Raw genomic sequence first — 23,609 nt, 5'->3', positions numbered from 1 at the left:
AACTTTCCCCCGTGGTAGTGAGCGTCCACTAGAAAAATTCATGTGTTTTCGTAAAAAGCCAAAAGGGGGAAATTGAATATGGAAACAATGGGTCGTCATGTTATTTCGGAATTATGGGGTTGCGATTTTGAAAAGTTAAACGATATTGAACAAATTGAACGGATTTTTGCAGATGCAGCATTAAAGTCAGGTGCTGAAATTCGTGAAGTCGCATTTCATAAATTTGCTCCACAAGGCGTGAGTGGAGTTGTGATTATTTCAGAGTCGCATTTAACGATTCACAGCTTTCCTGAACATGGATATGCTAGCATTGACGTGTACACATGTGGGGAAATGGATCCGAATATTGCTGCCAATTATATTGCAGAAGCGTTAGGAGCAAAGACACGAGAAAATATTGAACTACCGCGTGGAATGGGTCCTGTTCAAGTAAAGCAAAAAATTAATCTGTAGGTGCAAACGTAAATCAATGTGAAGTCATGCAGTAAATAAATTTTAGCGAGTGCAAGAGGTGTTTGATACACCTCTTTTTTTAATTTCCTCTCTATTACTTGTACTACTTTCTCCTTTTTAATAAGATATATTTATAAGACTGTTTTTGTACAGACCTGTGGTTTTGCATGGGTTAGTTTTTCGACCTCTTGCATTCCATCAAAGTATAATTGCACGGATATAATATGTTGGCACTTTTCTTATTCTTCATTCTTTTGCATCAAAATACTTTCACATGCACAACAGCCAGTTGAAAAACGAGCACGAAATTGTTAATTCGTTTTTCACCGTCTAGGAAAGATAGAGTTCGTAGCTTGTGGCTCACTTTTTTCTGGTGTACTTGTGTGTTGGCGGATAACGTACCGTGAAAATGAGTATTTGGACAATCTTCGCTAAGCAACTAGGGGTACTGCACCGCGCTTCCTTTATCGTAAAAGGGTCCTTTATAGTATGGACGGTGATAGATAGATAGAAAGCTCTTTGGCTTTATCTTCTTAATAAACCCATTGAACTTTCATTGTTTTCAAATGCGCGTCCAGTGCCTATATTACTTGTTGTAGCCCATTATGAACTTCGCAGCGGTATACCTTCCAAAAGGAGAATAGTTTGAGAAAAGAGCTATAAATAAAGATTTTCAGAATTCGGAGCTGATTGTAGTATGAAATGTCCTTCATGCCAAAATAGTAATACACGTGTCCTTGATTCTCGTCCAGTAGATGATGGTCGTTCCATTCGACGTAGAAGAGAGTGTGAACGCTGTTCTTCACGTTTTACCACCTTTGAGAAGGTTGAAGAAATACCTTTGATTGTTGTGAAGAAGGAGGGAACACGGGAAGAGTTTAGCCGTGATAAAATCTTGCGCGGCTTAATAAAGGCCTGTGAAAAGCGTCCTGTTGCTTTGCAGAAATTAGAGAACATTACTGCTGAGGTAGAAAAGGAGCTTCGCAGTCAAGGGGTGTCTGAAATTGATAGCGAGGTTATTGGTGAAATGGTGATGGAGCGTCTTGCCAAGATTGATGATGTTGCTTACGTTCGCTTTGCCTCAGTATATCGTCAATTTAAGGACATCAATGTATTTATTGAGGAGCTTAAGGAGCTCATAAAAAAAGAACAGTAAATGGTAGCCGATGGAGTGAAAGGCTAAGAGACATTTAAGAATGAACAAATCCTTTGGCTTTTTTCTTCATTAGCTTTAAAAGGAAAGGTTGGAACACAAATGGCCCAGCATTGGAAAGAAATGTTGCCAATTGATCGATATACAGTGGCCTGTAATGGAATACTCCACGAATATGACCGAAAGATCATTACGTTGTTGTATCAGCCTTTAATTGGTCCCGTATCAATGAGTTTATATATGACGTTATGGGCTCAGGTTGAAGAAAATAGACTATGGTCGCAAAGTAATTCCCATCATAGTCTTATGAGTTTTATGGATCTTCATTTAAAGTCCATCCATGAAGCTCGCCTTAAGCTTGAAGGCATCGGGTTGCTTAAAACCTTCGTTCAAGAAAATGAGGGCTCTCGCTCTTTTGTCTATGAGCTTCAACCACCTTTGCCTCCTGAACAATTTTTCTTAGATGGCATGTTAAATATTTTTTTATATCAGAAGGTTGGTAAAACGCAATTTACAAAATTAAAGAAGTTTTTTTCTGATAAGGTGCTTCCTGCTGAGACTGATGGTTATGAGAATGTTACGAGAGCATTTCAGGATGTCTATGATTCTGTCACCCCAGAGAATTTCCAAATGATGGATGGTGTTCTTGATCAAGGAGCTGATGAGGCATACATAGGACGAGTTGTTCAAAAAGGAATTCAAGTTGAAGTCGATGAAAGTTTTGACTTTGAACTACTGATGGCTGGGTTATCTGAATCGTTAGTTCCGAAAAAAGCGTTTACTCCAAAGGTGAAAAACGCGATCAGCAATCTAGCGTATCTTTATGGTATTGATTCTCTGCAAATGAAAAACCTAGTCATAACAGCAATGGATGAGTTGGAAGGAAAAATAAATATTGAAGAACTTCGCAAAGCGGCTCGGGACTGGTATCAGCTTGAGCACCAAGATAAGCTCCCAGTATTAGTAGATAAAATCCAGCCAGCATTGAAACAATCCAATGTAGATGAACCGAAGACGAAGGTCGAGAGGCTTATTCATTATTTGGATACGACATCTCCAAGACAGCTTTTAAGTGATATTTCGGGTGGGACGGTACCATCTAAAGCCGATCTAAAAATTATAGAAGATGTTATGTTTAAACAAAAACTCTTGCCTGGAGTCGTCAATGTCCTGATTCAATATGTATTATTGAAAACAGATATGAAGCTAACGAAGGCGTATGTCGATAAAATTGCCTCCCATTGGGCACGAAAAAAAATCTCTACTGTCAAAGACGCCATGGATTTAGCCATTAAAGAGCATCGTCAGTATTTAGAATGGGCAGATAATAAAAATACAAAGTCTGATTCAAAGAGAAAACCGATTAGAACAGAAGCGTTGCCAGATTGGTTTGATGAAAAGGAAGAAGCTTCTCCTCCATCCAATCAGGATGCGCAACTTGAAGTTAGAAAACGGGCATTAGAAGAACGATTGAAAAAATATAAAAATTAAGGAGGTGCCCTCCTCAGGTGGAAAGAATAAATGAAACATTAAACAAATTAGGAAACAGTATGAGTTTCCAAGAGCGTTATAAAAAAATGAGACAGGAAATCCTCCACGATCCTTATGTTCGCGAATTTCTTGTTCGTCATGAAGAAGAGCTGACACAGGAGATGATCGAAAGGAGTTTGATGACGCTTTACGATTACGCACAGCAGAGTAAGCATTGCCAAGATTGCCCGAGCCTTGGGGAATGCCAAAACCTGTTGAAGGGCTATCATCCTCAGCTTGTGATTGGAAGAGGGGCGATTGATATTTATTATGATCGCTGTCCGAGAAAGATTATGGACGATGAGAAACGAAAAAGTGAAAAGCTAATTCGAAGCATGCATGTTCCAAAGGATATTATTCGTGCTTCTTTTGCCGATATTGATTTGCTTGATGGTAGCCGCATAGAAGCCGTCGAGCGAGCAGAACAATTTGTTGAAAATTATGATCCGAATGGAAAACAAAGGGGCCTCTATTTTTACGGGAAATTTGGGGTAGGGAAATCCTTTTTATTAGGAGCCATTGCTAACGAGCTTGCTAAGAAAAATGTGTCGTCAATGATTGTGTATTTTCCAGAATTATTGAGAGAATTGAAAAATTCGATTGGTGATTCCACATTAAACGAAAAAATTGAAACAATTAAAAGGCAGCCGGTTTTAATGATTGATGATATTGGAGCCGAAACGATGTCAAGTTGGACTCGTGATGAAGTATTAGGGCCTATATTGCAATTTAGAATGCAAGAGTACTTGCCAACTTTTTTTAGCACAAATTTTGATTATGATGGACTTGAACACCACCTCACATACAGCCAGCGTGGTGAGGAAGAAAAAATGAAAGCTCGCCGTATTTTAGAACGGATTCGCTTTTTAACTGACCCGGTATTAGTGGATGGACCTAACCGGAGAAGGTAGAATAATTTAGGAGAAGCTGATACAAAAGTCGATTGTAAAAAGACTTTTGTACCAGCCTCTTTTTCGTTTAAAGAGAATTAATTCGATTACTTCTATTTTTGTGTAAATCCCCATATACATGTTACAGAGATTGGACTAGTTCAGGGCGGAATAGTTCAAGAGGAGATTGTTAAAGGGGGGATTTGGTTGGCTGAAATTACATTTCAAAATAAAGAGGATGCTAGCCAGTTTCACAATTACATACAACATCAAGTACAAACGAATTCTTTAAACGAAAAAATAACTCTTCAAAATGAAGATGATAATAAAGCGAAGGTGAAAATCGACAAGGACATAAAGGAATTAGTAGACGCAAGTAAAGCGGCATTCCTCCAATTTATTATAAAAATTAAGCTTCATGATTGGTTTAGGATGATCTTAAAGGAAAAATTTTATTACGAAGATGAAGATGAGATCCAGCAAATTTTGGATATTATTTACTCCATTGTTGAAGGTGAACGGGAAGATTTAGAGTCGTTAATTCATGATATAAATATGAACCAACAAATGGAAAAGGCGGTTTCGCAAATATTTGATGAGCAGCATTCCTTTTCGTTTGATTCCTTTGTTCGCTTTAGAATGCGCCCATATATGGAACAATTAGAAAAATATGTTGAAATCTCAATTGATGAATATAAAATGGAGCAAGAATATCAGATGTTCATTCAAACATTACGCCAATTTATATCAGAGAGAGCACCAAAAATAGAACAGCTTCATTTATATGTTGGTGATGGGGTCACGTTCTATGACCAGTATTTTTCTGAAATTAAGAGAGCTGAACTCATTCGCATGATCGACCGAAAGCTGATTTCAAATCATCCGGTTTATATTGATTCAGTCACCATTGCACCGCTTCTTTCCATATCCCCATCGAAAATTTATGTGTATACAGATGATGAGGAGGAGCCTCTTGTCCGGACGATACAAAATATATTTGAAGAACGTGTTCGCTTGAGAGCAGTGGACGATTTTCAGCAGTTTAAAAATAACTTTTTTGAGGGATAATTTTTTCGACAAAACTTGATTTTCCTAAACTAAACTACTATAATTACCTACATAATGATTCATGTACAATTGAATGTAGTAAAAGTTACGATGAGGACATGGGTATTCTTTAACCGGTTAATAGAGAGGGAAGACTAGGCTGGAATCTTCCTAATACGAATCGAATGCTTACCACCTCTGAACTTCAACCATGAATATAGCTAAGCTATTAGTATTGGTTGACGGTCAAAACCGTTATTTTGTTGCTAAAGTCATTTTTTGCTGTTCTGGAAAAATGAGAATTTGGGTGGAACCACGTGTTAATGATGATAACTCGTCCCTATTTGAGGGACGGGTTTTTTTATGTTCCAGAGGGTTTTGTCAAAACCGATATGTACTTTATGAATTAGTTAAGTTTGGCATTTTTCGCAGTTTTTTCATGGAGATAATGAAATGATTATCGAAAGGAACTGGTGGTTTGCGAAAAAGCCTTTTATTTCAAGGGAGGAAAAGAAAATGTCAGATGTGATTAAATTATCGTTTCCAGATGGTGCTGTAAAGGAGTTTCCATTTGGAACAACAACTGAAGATGTGGCTGCGTCGATTAGCCCTGGATTAAAAAAGAAAGCTATTGCTGGAAAACTAAATGGAGCGATGTATGATCTTCGTCGGCCAATTGAAGAAGATGGTGCGATTGAAATCGTGACAGTTGGAAGTGAAGAGGCTTTAGAAGTGCTGCGCCATAGTACTGCCCATTTAATGGCCCAAGCAATCAAGCGTTTATATAAAGATGTCAAGCTTGGAGTTGGCCCAGTTATAGAAGGTGGTTTTTACTATGACATTGATCTAGATCAATCCATCACACCGGAAGATCTCCCACTTATTGAAAAAGAAATGAAGAAGATCATTAACGAAAACATTGAAGTAGTTCGTAAGGAAGTCAGTCGTGATGAGGCGATTCAGCTTTATAAGGAAATTGGTGATGAATATAAACTAGAATTAATCGACGCTATTCCTGCTGATGAGAAGGTAACAATCTACGAACAAGGTGATTTCTTTGACCTATGTCGTGGTGTACATGTTCCTTCAACAGGGAAAATTAAAGAATTTAAGCTATTAAGCATTGCTGGTGCCTATTGGCGTGGAGATAGTAATAATAAAATGCTGCAAAGAATTTATGGTACAGCCTTCTTCAAAAAGGAAGATTTGGACGAGCATTTACGTCTGCTTGAAGAAGCAAAAGAGCGTGATCACCGTAAAATTGGAAAAGAGCTTAACCTGTTTACCAGCTCTCAATTAGTCGGTCAAGGGCTGCCGTTGTGGCTTCCAAAAGGGGCAACCATTCGTCGCACAATTGAGCGCTATATTGTCGATAAAGAAGTACGCCTTGGCTATGACCATGTGTACACGCCGATTATGGGCAGTGTTGAGCTTTATAAAACTTCTGGCCACTGGGCGCACTATCAGGAGGATATGTTCCCACCGATGGAGATGGATAACGAGCAGCTCGTTTTGCGCCCGATGAACTGTCCACACCATATGATGGTATATAAACAAGGAATTCATAGCTACCGCGAGCTGCCAATCCGCATTGCTGAGCTTGGGACGATGCACCGTTATGAAATGTCTGGTGCTCTATCAGGATTACAGCGTGTCCGTGGCATGACGTTAAATGATGCTCATGTATTCGTTCGTCCTGACCAAATTAAAGACGAGTTTAAGCGTGTTGTAAATTTAATTTTAGAAGTATACAAAGACTTTGACATTAATGACTATACATTCCGATTATCGTATCGTGACCCAGCCGATACTGAGAAGTACTTTGACGATGATGAAATGTGGGAAAAGGCTCAATCGATGTTAAAAGAAGCAATGGATGATTTAGGGCTAGATTACTTTGAAGCTGAAGGAGAAGCGGCTTTTTACGGACCGAAGCTCGACGTTCAAGTTAAGACAGCACTTGGAAAAGACGAAACTCTTTCAACTGTTCAGTTAGACTTCTTATTACCTGAACGTTTTGATTTAACTTATGTTGGGGAGGATGGAAAGCAGCATCGTCCTGTCGTTATCCATCGTGGAGTCGTATCAACAATGGAACGTTTTGTCGCTTTCTTAATCGAAGAATATAAAGGCGCGTTCCCAACTTGGTTAGCTCCTGTACAAGTTCAAGTCATCCCAGTATCGCCAGACGTCCATTACGATTATGCTAAAGAAGTTCTCGACCAGCTGAAGGCTGATGGGTTCCGTGCTGAACTTGATGACCGTAATGAGAAAATGGGTTATAAGATTCGTGAGGCGCAAATTCAAAAAATTCCATACATGCTTGTTGTAGGAGATAATGAAATGGCGGAGAAGGCTGTTAATGTCCGTAAATATGGAGAGCAAAAGTCTGAAACTGTCCCATTTAATGAGTTTCTTGCGGCATTAAATAAAGAGGTTGCACGGGTATAAGCTTATTTTATGTGTGGGGGCTGATTTAATTGTGTCCTTCCGTTGATGGAATAAAGAAATGAAGGCCTTAGCTCGTATTCTAAAAAAATACGAAACATTGCATCCAGTCAAAATAAAAAAGTTGTTGCCAAGCTCTTAAAATTTTGATAAGATATTTTTTGTCATTGCAATTTAGATAGTTGCTTGAAACAAGAAGTGTTACATTGACAGGTAACATCGATTATTGTAAAATAGTTAGGTAACTGAATACGAGTTTAGGGAAAAGAAGAAGCACCCGCTTCTCACCTGATTGACGCAAAAGCGCAGTTGGCAGGTTTTACGAACATAATTATTTGTTTACGTTTGTTTTCGTAAAGTGTGGGTGTTTCATGCATCCACACTTTTTTATTTGCGAATTAAGGTAAACACTGCGATTCAACTCCTGAGTCATGGATGATTTGGAATCGGTGCAATTATTGATCGTTTATGTTGGAAAATTCTTGACCCAAACGTTGTGTTCGTAAAAATTCTTGGAGGTGTCTAACTATTAGCAAAGACATGTTATTGAATGAAGGTATTCGTGCCCGAGAAGTTCGTCTTATTGATCAAAATGGCGAGCAGCTTGGAATTAAGTCAAAGAACGAAGCACTTGAAATTGCTGCACGTGTGAACTTGGATCTTGTGCTTGTTGCACCGAATGCGAAACCGCCAGTAGCTCGTATTATGGACTACGGTAAGTTTAAATTCGAACAACAGAAGAAGGAAAAAGAAGCACGTAAGAACCAAAAGATTATCAATGTTAAAGAAGTTCGTTTAAGCCCAACAATTGATGAGCATGACTTTAATACAAAGCTACGAAATGCCATTAAATTTTTAGAAAAAGGCGATAAGGTAAAAGCATCGATTCGATTTAAAGGTCGTGCCATTACTCATAAAGAAATCGGTCAACGTGTTTTAGTCCGTTTTGCGGAAAGCTGTAAAGAGGTTGCAACTGTTGAATCTCATCCAAAGATGGACGGAAGAAGCATGTTTATGATGCTTGCCCCTAAAAACGAAAAGTAATAAGGAGGAAATTCCAAATGCCAAAAATGAAAACTCACCGCGGCGCTGCAAAGCGTTTCAAGAGAACAGGATCTGGTAAACTGAAGCGTTCTCATGCATACAGAAGTCATATGTTTGCTAACAAATCTCAAAAACAAAAGCGTAAGCTTCGCAAAGGAACTCTTGTTTCTTCTGGCGATTACAAGCGCATCCGTAATTTATTAGTCAACCTTAAGTAAAACTGAGGAATATAGGAGGGAAATAGAATGCCACGTGTAAAAGGCGGTACAGTTACTCGCAAACGTCGTAAAAAGGTTTTAAAATTAGCTAAAGGTTATTTCGGTTCAAAACATACATTATATAAAGTTGCTAACCAACAAGTAATGAAATCATTAATGTACGCTTATCGTGATCGTCGCCAGAAAAAGCGCGACTTCCGTAAGCTTTGGATTACTCGTATCAATGCTGCAGCTCGCATGAACGGACTTTCTTACAGCCGTTTAATGTTTGGTTTAAAGCAAGCTGGTATCGAAGTAAACCGTAAAATGTTAGCTGATTTAGCTGTTTCAGATGAAAAAGCATTTGCTGAATTAGCATCAGTTGCAAAGCAAAACTTAAGCAAATAAAATATAGGTGAAAATCGACATCCGTCGCTCTCACTTATTTCAATAAAGCCATTCTCTCCAGTGAGAGGATGGCTTTTATGTATCTTTTGAGAAAGGAATGAAAAGGAATGCTAGAAGCGATAATCTACATAGTAGCAATCAATGTGATTGGACTTTATCTCATGTATAGTGATAAGCAAAGGGCAAAGAAAAATGAATATCGTATTAGTGAAAAAACATTATGGACGGTAGCGCTAATAGGTGGTGCTCTCGGGATGACGGCAGGTTATGAAAAGCCAAGTATCTGTACATGATTTCAAGAAAGTATAGGATATTTTTTTATGGTGTTCTATAATTATGATTAGTGGGGTTATTGTCTATATCCATTTATAAAGAAAAACATAAAGGTTCTATTTGTAGTTGGATGGGGACGTAGCCCACAGCGGGAGGCGTATCCGCAGGTCGATAGACCGAGGACCTTATACCTTGGGGGTAAAACTATATGGGTGTAATTAAGGATAGACAAACATCGTTAGGAACAGTTTATGAACGATACGACAGTAATAATGAGCTTATCCAAAAGTTTGGGATGATTGGCTTTATAAAGCTATCAACCGTAAGAAGGAAAACTTACTTCATAATTACAGATTTAAAAGGAAACTTAATAGAAGATGCCAATATCTATTTGAATGAAAAGATTGGCGATGACAAATATAAAAAAAGAGAAACTGCTTTTTCAGCTTTAAAGGTGTTCTACTCCTTTTTGGAACTTGTACATATTGATAATCCGCAAAATTTAACTAGCGGTGATATTAGGGATCTACGCTTGTTTTTAGAAGGGGGGAAAAAAGAGGGTAGTGTATGGAGTGTTGATCTCCGAGTTAGACGAGACAATCAGACATATAACAACTATCTAAATGTTTATAGAAATTTTTTAGAGAAAATGTATGGCATAACAGATTCATTTTTGTTTGAAACGATAAAAATAGGTACAACTATAGGTAATGGATTCTTTGCACATGCACATAAAGGGACTCAGGAACGATACAAGGCAAATAAAAAAGTATTTAAGCAACAATCTGTTCCGAAATACATAAAGCCATATCAATACGAAAGAATTATGGATGTAATTGAAAGAAGCTATGGGATACGTGAAAAAGTGATTATTGATTTGATGTATAATTATGGGCTGCGTATAGGAGAGGTTTTAGGGCTAACATTTGAAGATATAGTGCCATCATATAAAGAAGGTTATTATAACCTCATCATCCGTGATAGAATGTCTGACAAGCCCACACAAAGGGCCAAAGGGGTTATAACTCCTACATCGAAAGATGAATATAATGATGCTTGGTATAGAGAACAAGGTAATCACCTTGGATACCAGACGGTTCTAATTGAAGAAGAAATGGCAGAATTGATTCAAGAATACATAGACGAATCGAGAGATGACATTCTTTTAAGTAAAAGTCCAATTAAAAGGGAAAACCTAAAAAATAATGCAGTAGCAGACAGGGTTAGTACGACTCACCTTGTAAACAATGAGAATCAATATATCTTTTTAAATCACCAACACTATACTCCTATTACACAGGCTGGATGGGGGTATGTTCTTCGGGGGATTTTTAAAGAAGCAGGGATTCATGTAGATAAAGGTTCTAAATCTACTAATTTAAGCCATCGTTTTCGACATGCTTTCGCTATGAAACGAGTTAAAAGTGGAATGCAAATTTTAGAACTGCAAAAAGAACTTCGTCATGCCAGTCCGAAAAGTTGTGAAGCCTATTATAATCCTGATGATGAAGATAAAGTAGAATTATTGAGGAAAAACAACGAAAGGTACAAAGAGACTTATGATAAAGACAAAAACAAATGATTATTATACTGACATTGAAAACGAGACCATTATCTCAATAATTGCATCTCTTGAATCCGATTTGCAAATAAAAAATTTACTTTGGGAATGGCTTCAAACTAAGGATACTTGCGACATTCTGATGAAACGGAAATTCAAAGCAAAAAGAGGAAACTTGAAATTATTGTATATCAAAAAATTTTTGTTAATTATCGGAAAATACATACGAAGCCAAGAGGATTTTAATTGGGAAAATTATTGTTTCATTTTTCATGAAATCTCTAAACTTGGTAATTTCTCCCAAACATCAAGAGAGCTGATTAGCAATTTATATCAAAATATCATCTCTTTTGATGTGATTAAGAATCCCGAAGTGAAGTTGTTTATAGTAAATTATAGAAATCTGTTCTTGCCATATGAGTTTGAATTGAGAAGTAAGAAAAAACTTAATATAACTCCTTTTATTGAAAGAATCAGTACCAATTTTCCGATTAATTCAAAGGTTGGACAAATTATACAGATAGGTTATTACGCTCATAATAAGTTCATGTACGGCAATTTTTTTATGCCTACGGATAATAAGTTTTTATTTAGTATTGTGAAAAGTTTTTTAGAGATTTTTGATCAACAAAGCGGTTTCAAATTTACCATCCAACATAGAGTAATGACTACATTATTTGAGGATAGTTTAAGTGGCTACAAAATTAATAGATTTGAGGATTTTAACGAGAAAACGTTTAAAGAGCAATTGATCTATTTTAATCGCATGAATGATGAATATAATCCTCTTGGAAGACGTGAAGCCTACCCTTTTCTCTCAATGTTTTATAGATACATAGATGATATGTATTTAGAAGAAACAGGAGAAAGGTTATTCAATTCGTTTTTTTTCAACAGAGATCTTTTCACACACAACCTATATCAAAAAAGTCTTGAAGAGGGCTATGAGGTTGTAAACACCAATGGAATAGGCGACTATTCTGAAAGCGATAAGTGGTTTGTTGTTGCTGACCTTAATAAAAGTGGAACTCACATAGGAAACATTAATAATTCCTTTATGAACTTTGAGAAGGTACACAATATCGAATTTAGAGAAGACTTAAAAGATTACATATGGAAATCTGATTTGACATATCGAGGTACTTACAACCATTTTTATGTCTTAGTAGACTTTTTAAACCAAGCAGAAATGTATTATCAAGATGAAATGAAAGTATTAACCTTAAAACCTTCATTAACGGTATCCGACAAACTATTGGGTTCAAGTGAGGTTAATCCTTTTTCAAACAGATTTTTAATTTATTATCATGCAAGTCTCATATCAAATGAAAATTACAACGATAAAACAACCAAATCACGAATTGTTATCATACGCAGTTATCTAAAACATATTCAACGTAAATATAGCATTACTATGTTGAGTATTGACCAATTCAGTTCAATTCAAATTGAAAATAAGGGTGGAATTCCAATTCCATCAGAAGACTTTACCGAAATACAAAAGGAATTTACTCGAAGAGTAAAGACTAAAGAAGATGAAACATTATTAATTGTTTTACAATTATCTATTGAAACAAAACTTCGTCACGGTGAGATATTGGGATTAGAAAGAGATTGCATTGTATCAATTGATGATAGTGGGGAATTTGGCACAATTAAATATTACTCTAAGACTTCTGGAAGAAAATATAAGACAGAGATCTTCATGATAGAACATATTCGATTAATTGAAAGGGCTTTAAAACTAACTCAAGCAATTTATGAAAAAGCAGATTCACCTTTAAAAAAATATATTTTTATTTGTAGTCATTACTATCTTGATAATAAAGTGATTAGAATAAAGGGAAGATTTATTCATTTATTTACAGAAGTTTGTAAGAACTTATATGATCAAGAGAAAATTAGATTACAGTACAGCCCTAATAATTTACGAGATACATATATTGAGAGAGCTTGGCAAATGGTTGAGGATGGTCTTATTTCAACATTAGAGGTTGGCGTAATCACAGGAAACACAGCCGGAGTTGCAGCTAAACATTATCGTGATAGAGAGAATACAAAACGGTATGTTGAGGCACTTTATGAAGTTTCAATTTTGGATGATGAATTACAGGGAGAAGTTGTTGATATTGAATCAGTTAAAAACTTACCACCTGTTCAAGATGGTGCGGGTAATTGTGCAAGTGAATCATGTATAAAAGTTGGACTGGACGAAGAAAGTTTTTATAAATGTTTGACTTGTAAAAAGTTTGTAACAACTATTGAACGAAGTTCTTATTTTGAAGAGAAAATGAAAGTTTATAAAAAAAATAAAGAAAATGCGACCTCAGTGGCTGAGAGGAACTTTTATTCAGGTTTGATGGAGTTGTATGGAAGTTACTTAGCAAAAATGTATTCGATTATGGAGGGGAAAAATGAACACTGAGAAAATAGAGTGGAATATAGATAATGCAAGTACTTTATCCGGGCAACAGAATTACCTAGAAAGTGATTTTATTGATGAACCCCCCCTCTTGATTAGGACAAATTTGAGGTTTTCTGATAATAGATGGGAGATTGCCGATAAACTACACCCAAAGGCACACCCACTTGATTTTTCCCCTATCAAGTCAAAAATGTTTAGAGTATTATTGAAAAAAATTATGCTGCGTGAGCTGTTTAATAAACGAAATAGAAACAGTACAGTTTATAGCAGATTCAATGATATAAAAAGATTCATTTTTTATCTGGAAAAAGAAAAATTTATGTATGATTTAAGATACCTAACACCAGAGATCATTAAGGAATATGTAGAAACTCTTAAAAAAAGTAATTTAACAAAAAACTATCTATCAACGCTCCTTAAAAGTGTTGGGAGATTTTTGCAGGAAGTTCAATTCGCTGGATGTGACATAGATTTATCGGAGTTTCAAAAGATACTTACTGTTCCAATAGCAGAAAGAAAAGCGGAAAAAGAGGTTCGTAAAACACCAAATATCCCAAAAAGAATTTTTAATCTTGTTGTTAAATGTGCCTTAAAAGATATGAAGGATGAAAGCCTTAGAAAACAAGATCGAATGATGGCGTGTCTAATTGTTATTTTATCCCACACAGGAATGAGAAAAGGAGAACTTCACAGATTAGAAGCTGGTAAATTAAAGGACATTACAATCTTAAACAAAAAAGCAAAAGCATTCATACTTGAATTTTTTACTTTTAAAACAACTGCTGAAAATAATGGCAAATGGACTAAAACAATCGCTTTTCCTGAAACTGTACAGGCTTATCAGATTCTTGTGAAACTTTCAAAAGACAGGAGAAAAAAGGGAAGCACCAATTATCTATTTTTGAACAAGTTTAATAAGATATATGGTCGGACAACATTTGATTATCTCTTTGATGCCTTTTTTTATAGAAATCAAAATGAATTGTTTGATCGTATATCTGAATATGAAAAAGCCCAAATTCATTTACTGAAGATTGACAGCTATTTAAAGAGTACAATCCCAAAAACCTTACCAAATGTCCCCAAAAAAGGTGATACTATTTATACTTTAAATCCACATCAATTTAGAGTAGCCGTTGCTAATATTCTAAAAGATAAAGTTAGTTTGCAATGGATAAGAGAGCATATGAATCATTTGACTGAAGAAATGACAAAGCACTATTTTAGAGATGAACTTATAAAGGAAACACTATTTCAACGGGCAACGAATGATGGAACTTCTTTAGGTTTGGAACTAAACAATCAAAATCACTTGATAAAAAAAGAACTATCAGAACCAGAATTAATAAAAGCATATGAAGAGATTAATAAATTTCTCAAAAAGAAGAAATTCAATATTTTTAAAGATATTGATGAAATTATCAATACATTAAAATATAACCCCTTACGTGAAAGCGTTGTTGGGGTATGTACTAAACATTTAGGAATGTTGTGTGAGCGTCAATATCGTCTTGCAACCTTTGAAAAATGGTATTTTCTAAGTCCAAAAGTACCTAATATTGAATCGTTTGATTTCACCTATAAACGATTTATTGATAAGTCAAAAATCGTTCAACATAACAAAGAATTAGTTCAACAGGACTCAAAGTATCAAAGGGATTATGAGAATGAATTTTCTTCTTTAATTAAGTTTTATCAAAACCGGGTTTTACAAGAGCATGAATTACTTCTTTCTATTTTGAACGAGAAAGGAAAAGAATTCATTTTATCTTCTTACCCACAATTAAAAATCATAATTTCCGATATTGAAAATGTTAACAAGGAGATTACCAAATGGGCATCGACATTGAACTTAAAGAGTGTGTAAATGAAAACACTCTAAGATATGGTATTGGTGAATTAAGTGAAATTAGTAGCACAAAAATACAGGATCAATTGATCTTGTTAGAAGAATATCTACAAAAGTTCTGTATGAAACAAAGACAATTAAACGAACAAATAAAGCAGTCTAATAAACTATCTATTTCCTCTGTTTCATCGGGGGCAAAAGTACCAAGAAGCCAGATTAACCTCAATACAAATACATTAAAACTCTATATTGAAAAACGAATTCAAGAAATTGAAAAAGACGACATTTTGAATATAAATAGGACTAAAAAGCTCAAAAGTGAAAAAGGGGAGCTTTCCATGTATATAGATGGATTAAGACAGAAAGTAGTTGACAGCTTCGAAATGAAATTATATATAGAAAAGTTGGAAGCTGAAAATAAACGTCTTATCCAACAAATAGAAGATAGACAAAAGGATATTCAAAAATTAGAAATTGAAAACAATAAATTGCGTAAGGAAGTTGCTGATCAGAATAATAAAAAAATTGTATCCTTCAGTTGATTTAAAATCTAAGGAATTAGAGGATAGTTGAATCCAAAAATTTATAAAGAACAAGCTATTCATTATAGCTTGTTCTTTTGTTTTCATAAACAAATCGTGGACTTAATTTTATGCGAAGAAAGGTTAATTAAGAAAAACAAACATCAGGAGTCAGAATTATCCAGATTCTTATTTTAAAAACATTCAAATATATACTTGAATGTATTTGGTTAAATGAAGTATAATATAATCAAATGAATACTTGAATGAGAATGGAGTGAGAAAATGAATAAAAAAGATACCTGTGAGATTTATTGTTATGATGAAGAAAAAGTCAATCGAATACAAGGGGATTTACAAGCAATTGACATTGTTAGTGTTGCCCAAATGTTAAAAGCTATTGCTGATGAAAATAGAGCAAAAATTACCTATGCTTTGTGTCAAGATGAAGAACTGTGTGTGTGTGACATCGCAAATATAGTAGGTGTTACAGTTGCAAATGCTTCTCATCATTTACGCTCCCTTCATAAACAGGGGGTTGTGAAATTTAGAAAAGAAGGCAAACTGGCATTTTATTCATTAGATGATGAGCATATCAGACAAATTATGATGATTGCATTAGCACATAAGAAAGAGGTGAAGAGCAATGTCTAGTGAGAAAGCAAAACTATATGAAGAAGAAATGAAAGCCTATCGTGTTCAAGGATTTACTTGTACTAACTGTGCAGCCATTTTTGAAAATAATGTTAAAGAACTTCCCGGTGTTCAGGATGCGAAAGTAAACTTCGGAGCATCTAAAGTTTATGTTAAAGGGACGACAACAATTGAAGAATTAGAAAAAGCAGGAGCATTTGAAAATTTAAAAATTCGAGATGAAAAAGAACAAAGGGTAGAGCGAGAACCTTTTTGGAAGCAGAAAGAAAACATTAAGGTATATATATCAGCTCTTTTACTTGTGGTTAGTTGGTTCTTAGGAGAGCAGTATGGTGAGGAGCATGTTCTACCGACAATTGGATATGCAGGGTCCATTTTAATCGGTGGATATTCGTTATTCATTAAAGGTCTCAAAAATCTAAGCAGATTAAATTTCGATATGAATACGCTTATGACTATTGCCATTATAGGAGCTGCAATCATTGGTGAATGGGGTGAAGGGGCAACCGTTGTTATCCTATTTGCGATTAGTGAAGCATTAGAGCGTTATTCAATGGATAAAGCACGTCAATCTATTGAATCTTTAATGGATATTGCCCCAAAAGAAGCGTTAATTCGACGTGGCAATGAAGAAATGATGATTCATGTTGATGATATTCAAGTTGGAGACATCATGATTGTTAAGCCCGGTCAAAAGTTAGCAATGGATGGAGTAGTGGTTAAAGGTACATCGACATTAAATCAGGCTGCGATTACAGGTGAAAGTGTTCCAGTAACGAAAACCACACATGATGAAGTATTTGCAGGAACCCTGAATGAAGAAGGGTTACTTGAGGTTAAAGTAACAAAACGAGTTGAAGATACTACTCTTTCAAAAATCATTCACTTGGTAGAAGAAGCCCAAGCAGAACGGGCCCCTTCTCAAGCGTTTGTCGATAAATTTGCAAAATACTATACACCAGCGATTGTGATACTAGCTCTTTTAATTGCGGTAGTTCCACCATTATTTGGGGGAGACTGGAGCCAATGGATTTATCAAGGATTAGCTGTGTTAGTGGTTGGTTGTCCTTGTGCCTTAGTAGTCTCAACTCCAGTTGCTGTTGTTACAGCAATAGGAAATGCAGCGAAAAATGGTGTTTTAATTAAAGGTGGTATCCATTTAGAAGAAGCAGGACACTTAAAAGCGATTGCCTTTGATAAAACAGGAACATTAACAAAAGGGATTCCTGCTGTAACAGACATTGTGACATATGGTGGAAATGAAAATGAATTAATGACCATAACAGCAGCCATTGAAAAAGGATCGCAGCATCCACTTGCTTCAGCAATTATGAGAAAAGCAGAAGAAAATGGATCAGACTTTAATGATGTAATGATTGAAGACTTCCAATCCATTACGGGTAAAGGTGTAAAAGCCAAAGTAAATAACGAAAAGTATTATGTCGGAAGCCCAGCACTTTTTGAAGAATTGCATGGAAGCATTGAAAGTGATAGAAAACAAAAGATTACAGAAATGCAGACCCAAGGAAAAACCGTGATGGTGCTAGGAACGAAAAAAGAGATTCTTTCGTTAATTGCTGTAGCTGATGAAATTAGGGAAACATCAAAAGAAGTCATCGGTAAATTGAATAATATTGGAATTGAAACAGTAATGCTTACAGGTGATAATCAAAGAACTGCAAGTGCAATTGGAAAACAAATTGGTGTTTCTGATATTAAAGCTGATTTACTTCCAGAGGATAAGTTGAATTTCATTAAAGAACTTCGAGAAAAACATCAAAGTGTGGGAATGGTCGGAGATGGCGTGAACGATGCTCCAGCACTTGCAGCATCTACCGTTGGTGTAGCGATGGGTGGTGCTGGAACTGATACAGCTTTAGAAACGGCTGACATCGCATTAATGTCTGATGATTTGAGTAGGTTACCATATACAATAAAATTAAGCCGTAAGGCTTTAACAATCATCAAGCAAAACATTACCTTCTCTTTAGCGATTAAATTAGTGGCATTACTGTTAGTCATGCCCGGTTGGTTAACACTATGGATAGCGATATTTGCTGATATGGGAGCAACGTTACTTGTAACATTAAACAGTTTACGATTGCTAAAAGTAAAAGAATAGAATCATATGTAAAAGGGATAGCAGAACGTTATCCCTTTTTATGATAAAACCATTATTTAGTTTTGGGGATTATTGGTGAATTGCATTTTATGTCCTTTCATCAAATGGGGTTATTTTGAAAGAAATAAATGGCAAAGATGATCAATGCGATTTGGAATGTAATGATAACCGGAATTCCATATTTGAATGAATTATGGTGGGTTTTATGCCGAAATTGCTGGCCGCCTAGCAAAATTCCAACAGAGCCACCCAACAACGCAATTTTAAATAATGTTTTTTCTTTAATTCTCCACTCCCCTTTGATAGCCTTTTTTTTATCTAGGTACATCAATACCATACCAACAGTATTAAAGAAAAATAAGTATACAAATACAAGAAAAATCAATTTCAAATTAACCTCCATCTTATTCCTTTAAATCTCAATTATTTGAATTATGTAAAGGAGTTACATTTTATCAACCACAAATAATTATAACCGAAATTTGAATAAGATTCGATTTTATGGGGCGAGTAGCAAAAAGGAAAGAATTAAGGTCATATTATTAATGTAGATTTACATGGGTGAAAATTGTCCAATTTTTTCATGTGAAAAAGAACACGATATTGAACCATTTTACCAATATTAATCCAATTATTTTATCATAGTAGAAAATAATAATAGTTTTTTTGTCCAAAAGTAAAATTGATCTAATTTTACTAAAAAGCCAATAATAATCGAGTTAGAGTATGAATGTACAATAATCCCACTTATCATAATATAGGAATGAACTGGTTTCGTCATAAAACAAAGCACATCGCGTTTAAATGGGGGTTTCCGGCATTGTCATTGCTACAAATAGGGATGCTCGGACATTTTCTTTTTGAATGATGCCCACCCAATGTTTTTGTCATAAAAGCTAAAATAAGGCGATAAGCTTTAATAACCCATCTATTTTAAATCTGTTTTTTTAAATAACCCCTTGGCATCTGGATATAACATAAAAAGAAGGTGGTAGCATGGAAGAACAGGTAGCAATGCTTTTGGTCATCGCACAAACAAGCGGGTTTTTAGCACCGATAGCATTTATTCTATTACATTTTCTGAGGCAGTTTCTATTTATACCAGTTGTGGTTATCTGTATTGCTGGAGGAGTATTATTTGGAACTGTTGCTGGCACCTTTTACTCTGTGATCGGTTTGTTATTAAGCAGCTTTCTCTTTTTTGTATTGATACAGCGAATGCCGAAGACCCATGGAAAACTAAGTAATATTAAGAAAAAGTGGTTTGGTGAATATCGGAATTTAACGACTGGCCAAGTGGCGATTTTGCGCTTGATTCCATTTATTCATTATCATCTGTTAAGTTTTTGCCTCTTAGAACGATATCGAGGTTTTAAGGATTATATGAAAGCTTCTTTTTTGACCAATCTTCCTCTTGCCTTCTTTTACACCGTCTTTGGTGAATTTATCAGCCGTTTTACACCGACAATGATTCTGGTTATTTTATTTTCTCTTTCTATTCTTGTCTATATTTTGAGGGAGAAATTGACTGTCATTAAGTGGAGTGATTTTTTTAAAGCGACAGCTTAAAAAATAGGTCTTGAAAATTGGTCAGAGGAGATAATGATTTTCGAGCGTGTATATAATAACATAAAGCTTTCCCTTCTATGAGGGGAAAGGGTGAAATTTCTCATGGAAAAAACGGTAGGCAAGCTCGAAAATTTCGAGCTTGCCTACCGTTTGGATGTCAGGTGTTATTCATCCCTAAAAGGTGATTTAGAATGACCGTTCTTTTTCATAAATTCATGAATCGGGCTCTTCCAATCGATGCTTGCATTAGGATAGCTTTCTTGAACTTTTCTTTCAATAAACTCAAAATCTTCTCGAACAAGGCCATTTAAAGAAGCAATGCGATGAGGCCATATAAATACATTCACAACCTCAAAGGCATTTTCTGTAGTGCCTAAATATTTTTCACCTTCAAACAGAACCCCTTTATACGTAATAAGAAAGTTTTTTCGCACATTATTTTTATTATCAAGGAAATAGAAACGTTTCTGTTCGTGAGCGAGTTCTAGTTTTCGTTTTGGATTAAGCAAATATTTAATTAAGCTATATATTAAAAAGATTATGAGGGCAAATAATAGAAAACGTATCATCCACATAGCGTCGTCCTCCAGTCATTTTGCCTTATATACGAATGAGAAAAGAAAAGGTTTCATGTTTTTAAATATATTTTCAAAAAAAATGTGATATTTCATTTCTTCCCAGTTTTCGTTATGATGAAAATAGAAGATTACTCCCAGTTTGTAAGGAGCATATGCTTTCAACAAACTGAATGGAGTGCTCTGATTGTAGAAATGAGAGATGGTTTTCTCATTTCATCATAGCAGAACGATAATGAGCAAAAGTCTCATCATCACCAAACTGTAAATATTAGATAGTGGGGGACATAGATGGAGTTAAAAGAAATTTTTTTAATGCAAAAAGAATTAGATCAGCATATTGAACAGCAGCACCAGTTGGAAGATGAAGATTTATTTGACCGAAAAACGCTGGCATTGTTAGTAGAATTAGGTGAACTTGCCAATGAGACTCGCTGTTTCAAATTTTGGAGCTTGAAAGACCCGTCTCCTCGAAGTGTCATTCTTGAGGAATTTGTCGATGGAATACATTTTATGGTCTCATTAGGGATTGAATGTGGCTTTGCGGGCATCGAAACCATATCCGCACAGGAGCAAAATGAACTTAGCCTAACTGAGCAATTTTTAAAAGTATATGAATCTGTCCATACGTTTCGCGCTGTAAAATCGCGCAGTAGCTACGAAAAGATGTTTGAACATTACTTATTATTAGCATCATTACTTGGGTTTAGCGATACCGAAATAAAGGAAGCATATATCGCAAAAAATGAAGTAAATTATAAGAGGCAACAGGAAGGTTATTAATTTGTACATTTGCAAGAATTTTCGTTATAATGAATCCATATTCTACATATTAAGGGAGTCGAAATAATGACTAAATTAGATGAAACCTTATTGATGCTTAAGGAATTAACAGATGCAAAGGGAATTCCCGGTAATGAGAGAGAACCAAGAGAAGTCATGAAAAAGTATATTGCACCATTTTCAGATGAAGTGACCACTGATGGCTTAGGGAGCCTAATTGCGAAAAAGGTCGGAAAAGAAGGCGGACCTAAAATAGTTGTAGCAGGTCATTTAGATGAAGTCGGTTTTATGGTAACGCAAATTGATGATAAAGGGTTTTTACGCTTCCAAACAGTTGGTGGTTGGTGGTCACAAGTGATGCTCGCCCAACGTGTGACTGTTGTGACCAACAAAGGAGGCGTGACAGGGGTAATCGGTTCGAAGCCACCACATATTTTATCTCCAGAAGCACGTAAGAAGCCGGTTGAGATTAAAGATATGTTTATTGATATTGGTGCATCAAGCCGTGAAGAGGCTCAAGAATGGGGCGTAAAGCCAGGAGATATGGTCGTACCGTATTTCGAATTTACCGTTATGAACAATGAGAAGATGCTTCTTGCAAAAGCATGGGATAACCGTATCGGCTGTGCAATTGCAATTGACGTCTTAAAGCAACTAAAAGGTGAAAACCACGAAAACATCGTTTATGGAGTTGGAAATGTTCAAGAAGAGGTTGGCTTAAGAGGAGCAAAAACAGCTTCATATAAGATCAAGCCTGATATCGGCTTTGCGGTAGATGTCGGGATTGCTGGAGATACTCCAGGAATAAGTGAGAAGGAAGCAATGAGTAAGATGGGGAAAGGCCCTCAAATTCTTTTATATGATGCTTCGATGGTTTCCCATAAAGGTCTTCGTGATTTCGTTACAGGAGTAGCCGATGAATTAAACATTCCTTATCAGTTTGATCTCGTAGCAGGCGGCGGAACAGATGCTGGTTCTATTCATTTATCACATGAAGGTGTCCCATCTTTAGCAATTTCAGTTGCAACAAGATACATTCATTCACACGCAGCAATGTTACACCGGGATGATTATGATAATGCTGTTAAACTAATTGCAGAAGTGATTAAACGCCTCGATGCGGAGACGGTGAACAAAATTACGTACGAATAAGAAAGCTATATTAAATTGCTAGGTAGCATACCAATTTTTCTCTAGGATGGTTGGTATGCTATTTTTTGTTTTGTTAATTTCTGTAATATTGGCAAATTATCAGTGGTTTTTGTTTTTTGTTACAATTAGAGCAATCGTGCTATCCAATTAATTTAAGTAGTTTATGGGAATTAGTAGTGCTTGGAAGAGGAACCGATCATGTGGAATTTATAAAAAAGAAAAGCATTACAACTGGAGTACTATTGATAATTGTACTTTTTATACTTCTGTGTTGCTTGAACGATTATCTTTACTTTCTTAAATCAAAAAATTCGATTGAAATATACCAAGAGCTCTCCTTTGCAAATGATTTTGAAGAGGTGCAGGGATTTAATATTAGAAGGTAACGGTGAGAATTTTAAAAAGGAAGATTTTGATTACATAAACAGAGTGGATACGTCTGCGAACCGTATAAGTCAGTTAACGCTAATTGAGTATGATGAAAAAACATATGTCATTGTGACTTCCTCAGGGACACCTAGATTAAAAATTCTTGCAGTAGAAGAATTACCAATAGATATTAGAAATTACTTTTAGATATACTGGAGTAAGTGCTTTTTGGTTGAGCGAGTGAATTATATTTAGAGTAATTGATTTGGAGGTGTTTTAATGGAAACGAGAAAAAGGCTTAGGGTTTGTGAAAAAGGTCATGAGTATTACAAAAGTAGTAATTGTCAAAGCTGTCCGATTTGCAATAAGGAGAATAAGCCTGAGAGTGGATTCCTATCGAAACTTAGCTCACCTGCAAGAAATGCCTTGATTCACGAAGGGATTGAGACTTTACAAGAGCTTTCGAATTACAGCGAAAAAGAAATTCTAAAACTCCATGGAATAGGTCCTGCTTCTTTACCGATGCTGAGAGCTTCGTTAGAGGAAGAAGGGCTGGCGTTTAAAAAATAGATGGCCGGAGGGGGAA

At 35.6% G+C, this 23,609-nt stretch carries 22 protein-coding genes and 2 other annotated features; of the genes, 20 read left to right on the top strand and 2 right to left on the bottom strand.

Features of this window, described 5'->3' with window-relative positions:
• Positions 1 to 78 precede the first annotated feature (78 nt).
• The 16 genes from speD to PZE06_RS02150 all read left to right on the top strand — a co-directional run bounded on the left by speD (position 79) and on the right by PZE06_RS02150 (position 18,575).
• Positions 79 to 453, top strand: coding sequence for an adenosylmethionine decarboxylase (gene speD / locus PZE06_RS02225; protein ID WP_095307881.1), 375 nt, complete (start codon positions 79 to 81; stop codon positions 451 to 453).
• A 697-nt stretch (positions 454 to 1,150) separates the two neighbouring features.
• Entirely contained in the window at positions 1,151 to 1,609 is a 459-nt protein-coding gene (gene nrdR / locus PZE06_RS02220) for a transcriptional regulator NrdR (protein ID WP_095307879.1), read from the top strand.
• A 99-nt stretch (positions 1,610 to 1,708) separates the two neighbouring features.
• A complete protein-coding gene (locus PZE06_RS02215; protein WP_150913838.1) occupies positions 1,709 to 3,097 on the top strand; it encodes a replication initiation and membrane attachment family protein in 1,389 nt (462 codons plus the stop codon).
• Between the two features lie 17 nt (positions 3,098 to 3,114).
• Positions 3,115 to 4,047, top strand: a complete 933-nt coding sequence (gene dnaI / locus PZE06_RS02210; RefSeq protein WP_150913836.1) for a primosomal protein DnaI — start codon at positions 3,115 to 3,117, stop codon at positions 4,045 to 4,047.
• Between the two features lie 186 nt (positions 4,048 to 4,233).
• Positions 4,234 to 5,094, top strand: a complete 861-nt coding sequence (gene ytxC, locus PZE06_RS02205; protein WP_150913834.1) for a putative sporulation protein YtxC — start codon at positions 4,234 to 4,236, stop codon at positions 5,092 to 5,094.
• 78 nt (positions 5,095 to 5,172) lie between these two features.
• Positions 5,173 to 5,418 (top strand) — a binding site (T-box leader).
• A gap of 171 nt (positions 5,419 to 5,589) precedes the next feature.
• On the top strand, positions 5,590 to 7,524 hold the full coding sequence (gene thrS, locus PZE06_RS02200; protein ID WP_150913921.1) for a threonine--tRNA ligase: 1,935 nt from the start codon (positions 5,590 to 5,592) through the stop codon (positions 7,522 to 7,524).
• Between the two features lie 256 nt (positions 7,525 to 7,780).
• Positions 7,781 to 7,916 (top strand) — a sequence feature (ribosomal protein L20 leader region).
• A 145-nt stretch (positions 7,917 to 8,061) separates the two neighbouring features.
• Positions 8,062 to 8,565, top strand: coding sequence for a translation initiation factor IF-3 (gene infC / locus PZE06_RS02195; protein WP_095307815.1), 504 nt, complete (start codon positions 8,062 to 8,064; stop codon positions 8,563 to 8,565).
• Between the two features lie 17 nt (positions 8,566 to 8,582).
• Positions 8,583 to 8,783, top strand: a complete 201-nt coding sequence (gene rpmI, locus PZE06_RS02190; RefSeq protein ID WP_009333215.1) for a 50S ribosomal protein L35 — start codon at positions 8,583 to 8,585, stop codon at positions 8,781 to 8,783.
• A 27-nt stretch (positions 8,784 to 8,810) separates the two neighbouring features.
• Positions 8,811 to 9,170, top strand: coding sequence for a 50S ribosomal protein L20 (gene rplT / locus PZE06_RS02185; protein ID WP_150913832.1), 360 nt, complete (start codon positions 8,811 to 8,813; stop codon positions 9,168 to 9,170).
• A 107-nt stretch (positions 9,171 to 9,277) separates the two neighbouring features.
• Complete coding sequence (locus PZE06_RS02180) at positions 9,278 to 9,463, top strand: DUF1294 domain-containing protein (RefSeq protein ID WP_150913830.1); 186 nt, start codon at positions 9,278 to 9,280, stop codon at positions 9,461 to 9,463.
• Between the two features lie 188 nt (positions 9,464 to 9,651).
• Positions 9,652 to 11,025 (top strand): tyrosine-type recombinase/integrase, encoded by a 1,374-nt coding sequence (locus PZE06_RS02175; protein ID WP_150913828.1) that lies wholly within the window; start codon positions 9,652 to 9,654, stop codon positions 11,023 to 11,025.
• Complete coding sequence (locus PZE06_RS02170) at positions 11,003 to 13,429, top strand: hypothetical protein (RefSeq protein ID WP_150913826.1); 2,427 nt, start codon at positions 11,003 to 11,005, stop codon at positions 13,427 to 13,429. Before PZE06_RS02175 ends, PZE06_RS02170 begins: the two co-directional genes overlap by 23 nt.
• A complete protein-coding gene (locus PZE06_RS02165) occupies positions 13,419 to 15,296 on the top strand; it encodes a tyrosine-type recombinase/integrase (protein ID WP_150913824.1) in 1,878 nt (625 codons plus the stop codon). Before PZE06_RS02170 ends, PZE06_RS02165 begins: the two co-directional genes overlap by 11 nt.
• Positions 15,263 to 15,820 (top strand): hypothetical protein, encoded by a 558-nt coding sequence (locus PZE06_RS02160; protein WP_150913822.1) that lies wholly within the window; start codon positions 15,263 to 15,265, stop codon positions 15,818 to 15,820. Before PZE06_RS02165 ends, PZE06_RS02160 begins: the two co-directional genes overlap by 34 nt.
• 264 nt (positions 15,821 to 16,084) lie before the next feature.
• Positions 16,085 to 16,453 carry an ArsR/SmtB family transcription factor gene (locus PZE06_RS02155; RefSeq protein WP_150913820.1) on the top strand — a complete coding sequence of 123 codons (369 nt, stop codon included), beginning with the start codon at positions 16,085 to 16,087 and terminating at the stop codon, positions 16,451 to 16,453.
• Positions 16,446 to 18,575, top strand: coding sequence for a heavy metal translocating P-type ATPase (locus PZE06_RS02150; RefSeq protein WP_150913818.1), 2,130 nt, complete (start codon positions 16,446 to 16,448; stop codon positions 18,573 to 18,575). The genes PZE06_RS02155 and PZE06_RS02150 overlap by 8 nt, the downstream gene beginning before the upstream one ends.
• A gap of 100 nt (positions 18,576 to 18,675) precedes the next feature.
• On the opposite strand, the gene PZE06_RS02145 is transcribed toward PZE06_RS02150, so the two are convergent.
• The gene (locus PZE06_RS02145; protein WP_225310581.1) at positions 18,676 to 18,966 is read right to left on the bottom strand and encodes a DUF1294 domain-containing protein; all 291 of its coding nucleotides are present in this window, start codon (positions 18,964 to 18,966) and stop codon (positions 18,676 to 18,678) included.
• 605 nt (positions 18,967 to 19,571) lie between these two features.
• On the opposite strand from PZE06_RS02145, the gene PZE06_RS02140 reads away from it, so the two are divergent.
• Positions 19,572 to 20,144, top strand: coding sequence for a TVP38/TMEM64 family protein (locus PZE06_RS02140; RefSeq protein ID WP_150913814.1), 573 nt, complete (start codon positions 19,572 to 19,574; stop codon positions 20,142 to 20,144).
• Positions 20,145 to 20,308: 164 nt separating this feature from the next.
• On the opposite strand, the gene PZE06_RS02135 is transcribed toward PZE06_RS02140, so the two are convergent.
• Complete coding sequence (locus tag PZE06_RS02135) at positions 20,309 to 20,719, bottom strand: sigma-w pathway protein ysdB (protein WP_150913812.1); 411 nt, start codon at positions 20,717 to 20,719, stop codon at positions 20,309 to 20,311.
• Positions 20,720 to 21,010: 291 nt separating this feature from the next.
• Between PZE06_RS02135 and PZE06_RS02130 the strand changes: the two genes are divergently transcribed.
• The 3 genes from PZE06_RS02130 to PZE06_RS02120 all read left to right on the top strand — a co-directional run bounded on the left by PZE06_RS02130 (position 21,011) and on the right by PZE06_RS02120 (position 23,593).
• Positions 21,011 to 21,502 (top strand): dUTP diphosphatase, encoded by a 492-nt coding sequence (locus PZE06_RS02130; RefSeq protein WP_150913810.1) that lies wholly within the window; start codon positions 21,011 to 21,013, stop codon positions 21,500 to 21,502.
• A gap of 66 nt (positions 21,503 to 21,568) precedes the next feature.
• Positions 21,569 to 22,654, top strand: a complete 1,086-nt coding sequence (locus PZE06_RS02125) for a M42 family metallopeptidase (RefSeq protein WP_150913808.1) — start codon at positions 21,569 to 21,571, stop codon at positions 22,652 to 22,654.
• Between the two features lie 648 nt (positions 22,655 to 23,302).
• The gene (locus PZE06_RS02120; RefSeq protein ID WP_150913806.1) at positions 23,303 to 23,593 is read left to right on the top strand and encodes an RNA polymerase alpha subunit C-terminal domain-containing protein; all 291 of its coding nucleotides are present in this window, start codon (positions 23,303 to 23,305) and stop codon (positions 23,591 to 23,593) included.
• Positions 23,594 to 23,609 lie beyond the last annotated feature (16 nt).

The sequence above is a fragment of the Robertmurraya sp. DFI.2.37 genome (assembly GCF_029211245.1).
Classification (GTDB): Bacteria; Bacillota; Bacilli; order Bacillales; family Cytobacillaceae; genus Robertmurraya; species Robertmurraya methanolica_A.
This window is presented reverse-complemented; position numbering and strand designations above follow the sequence as displayed.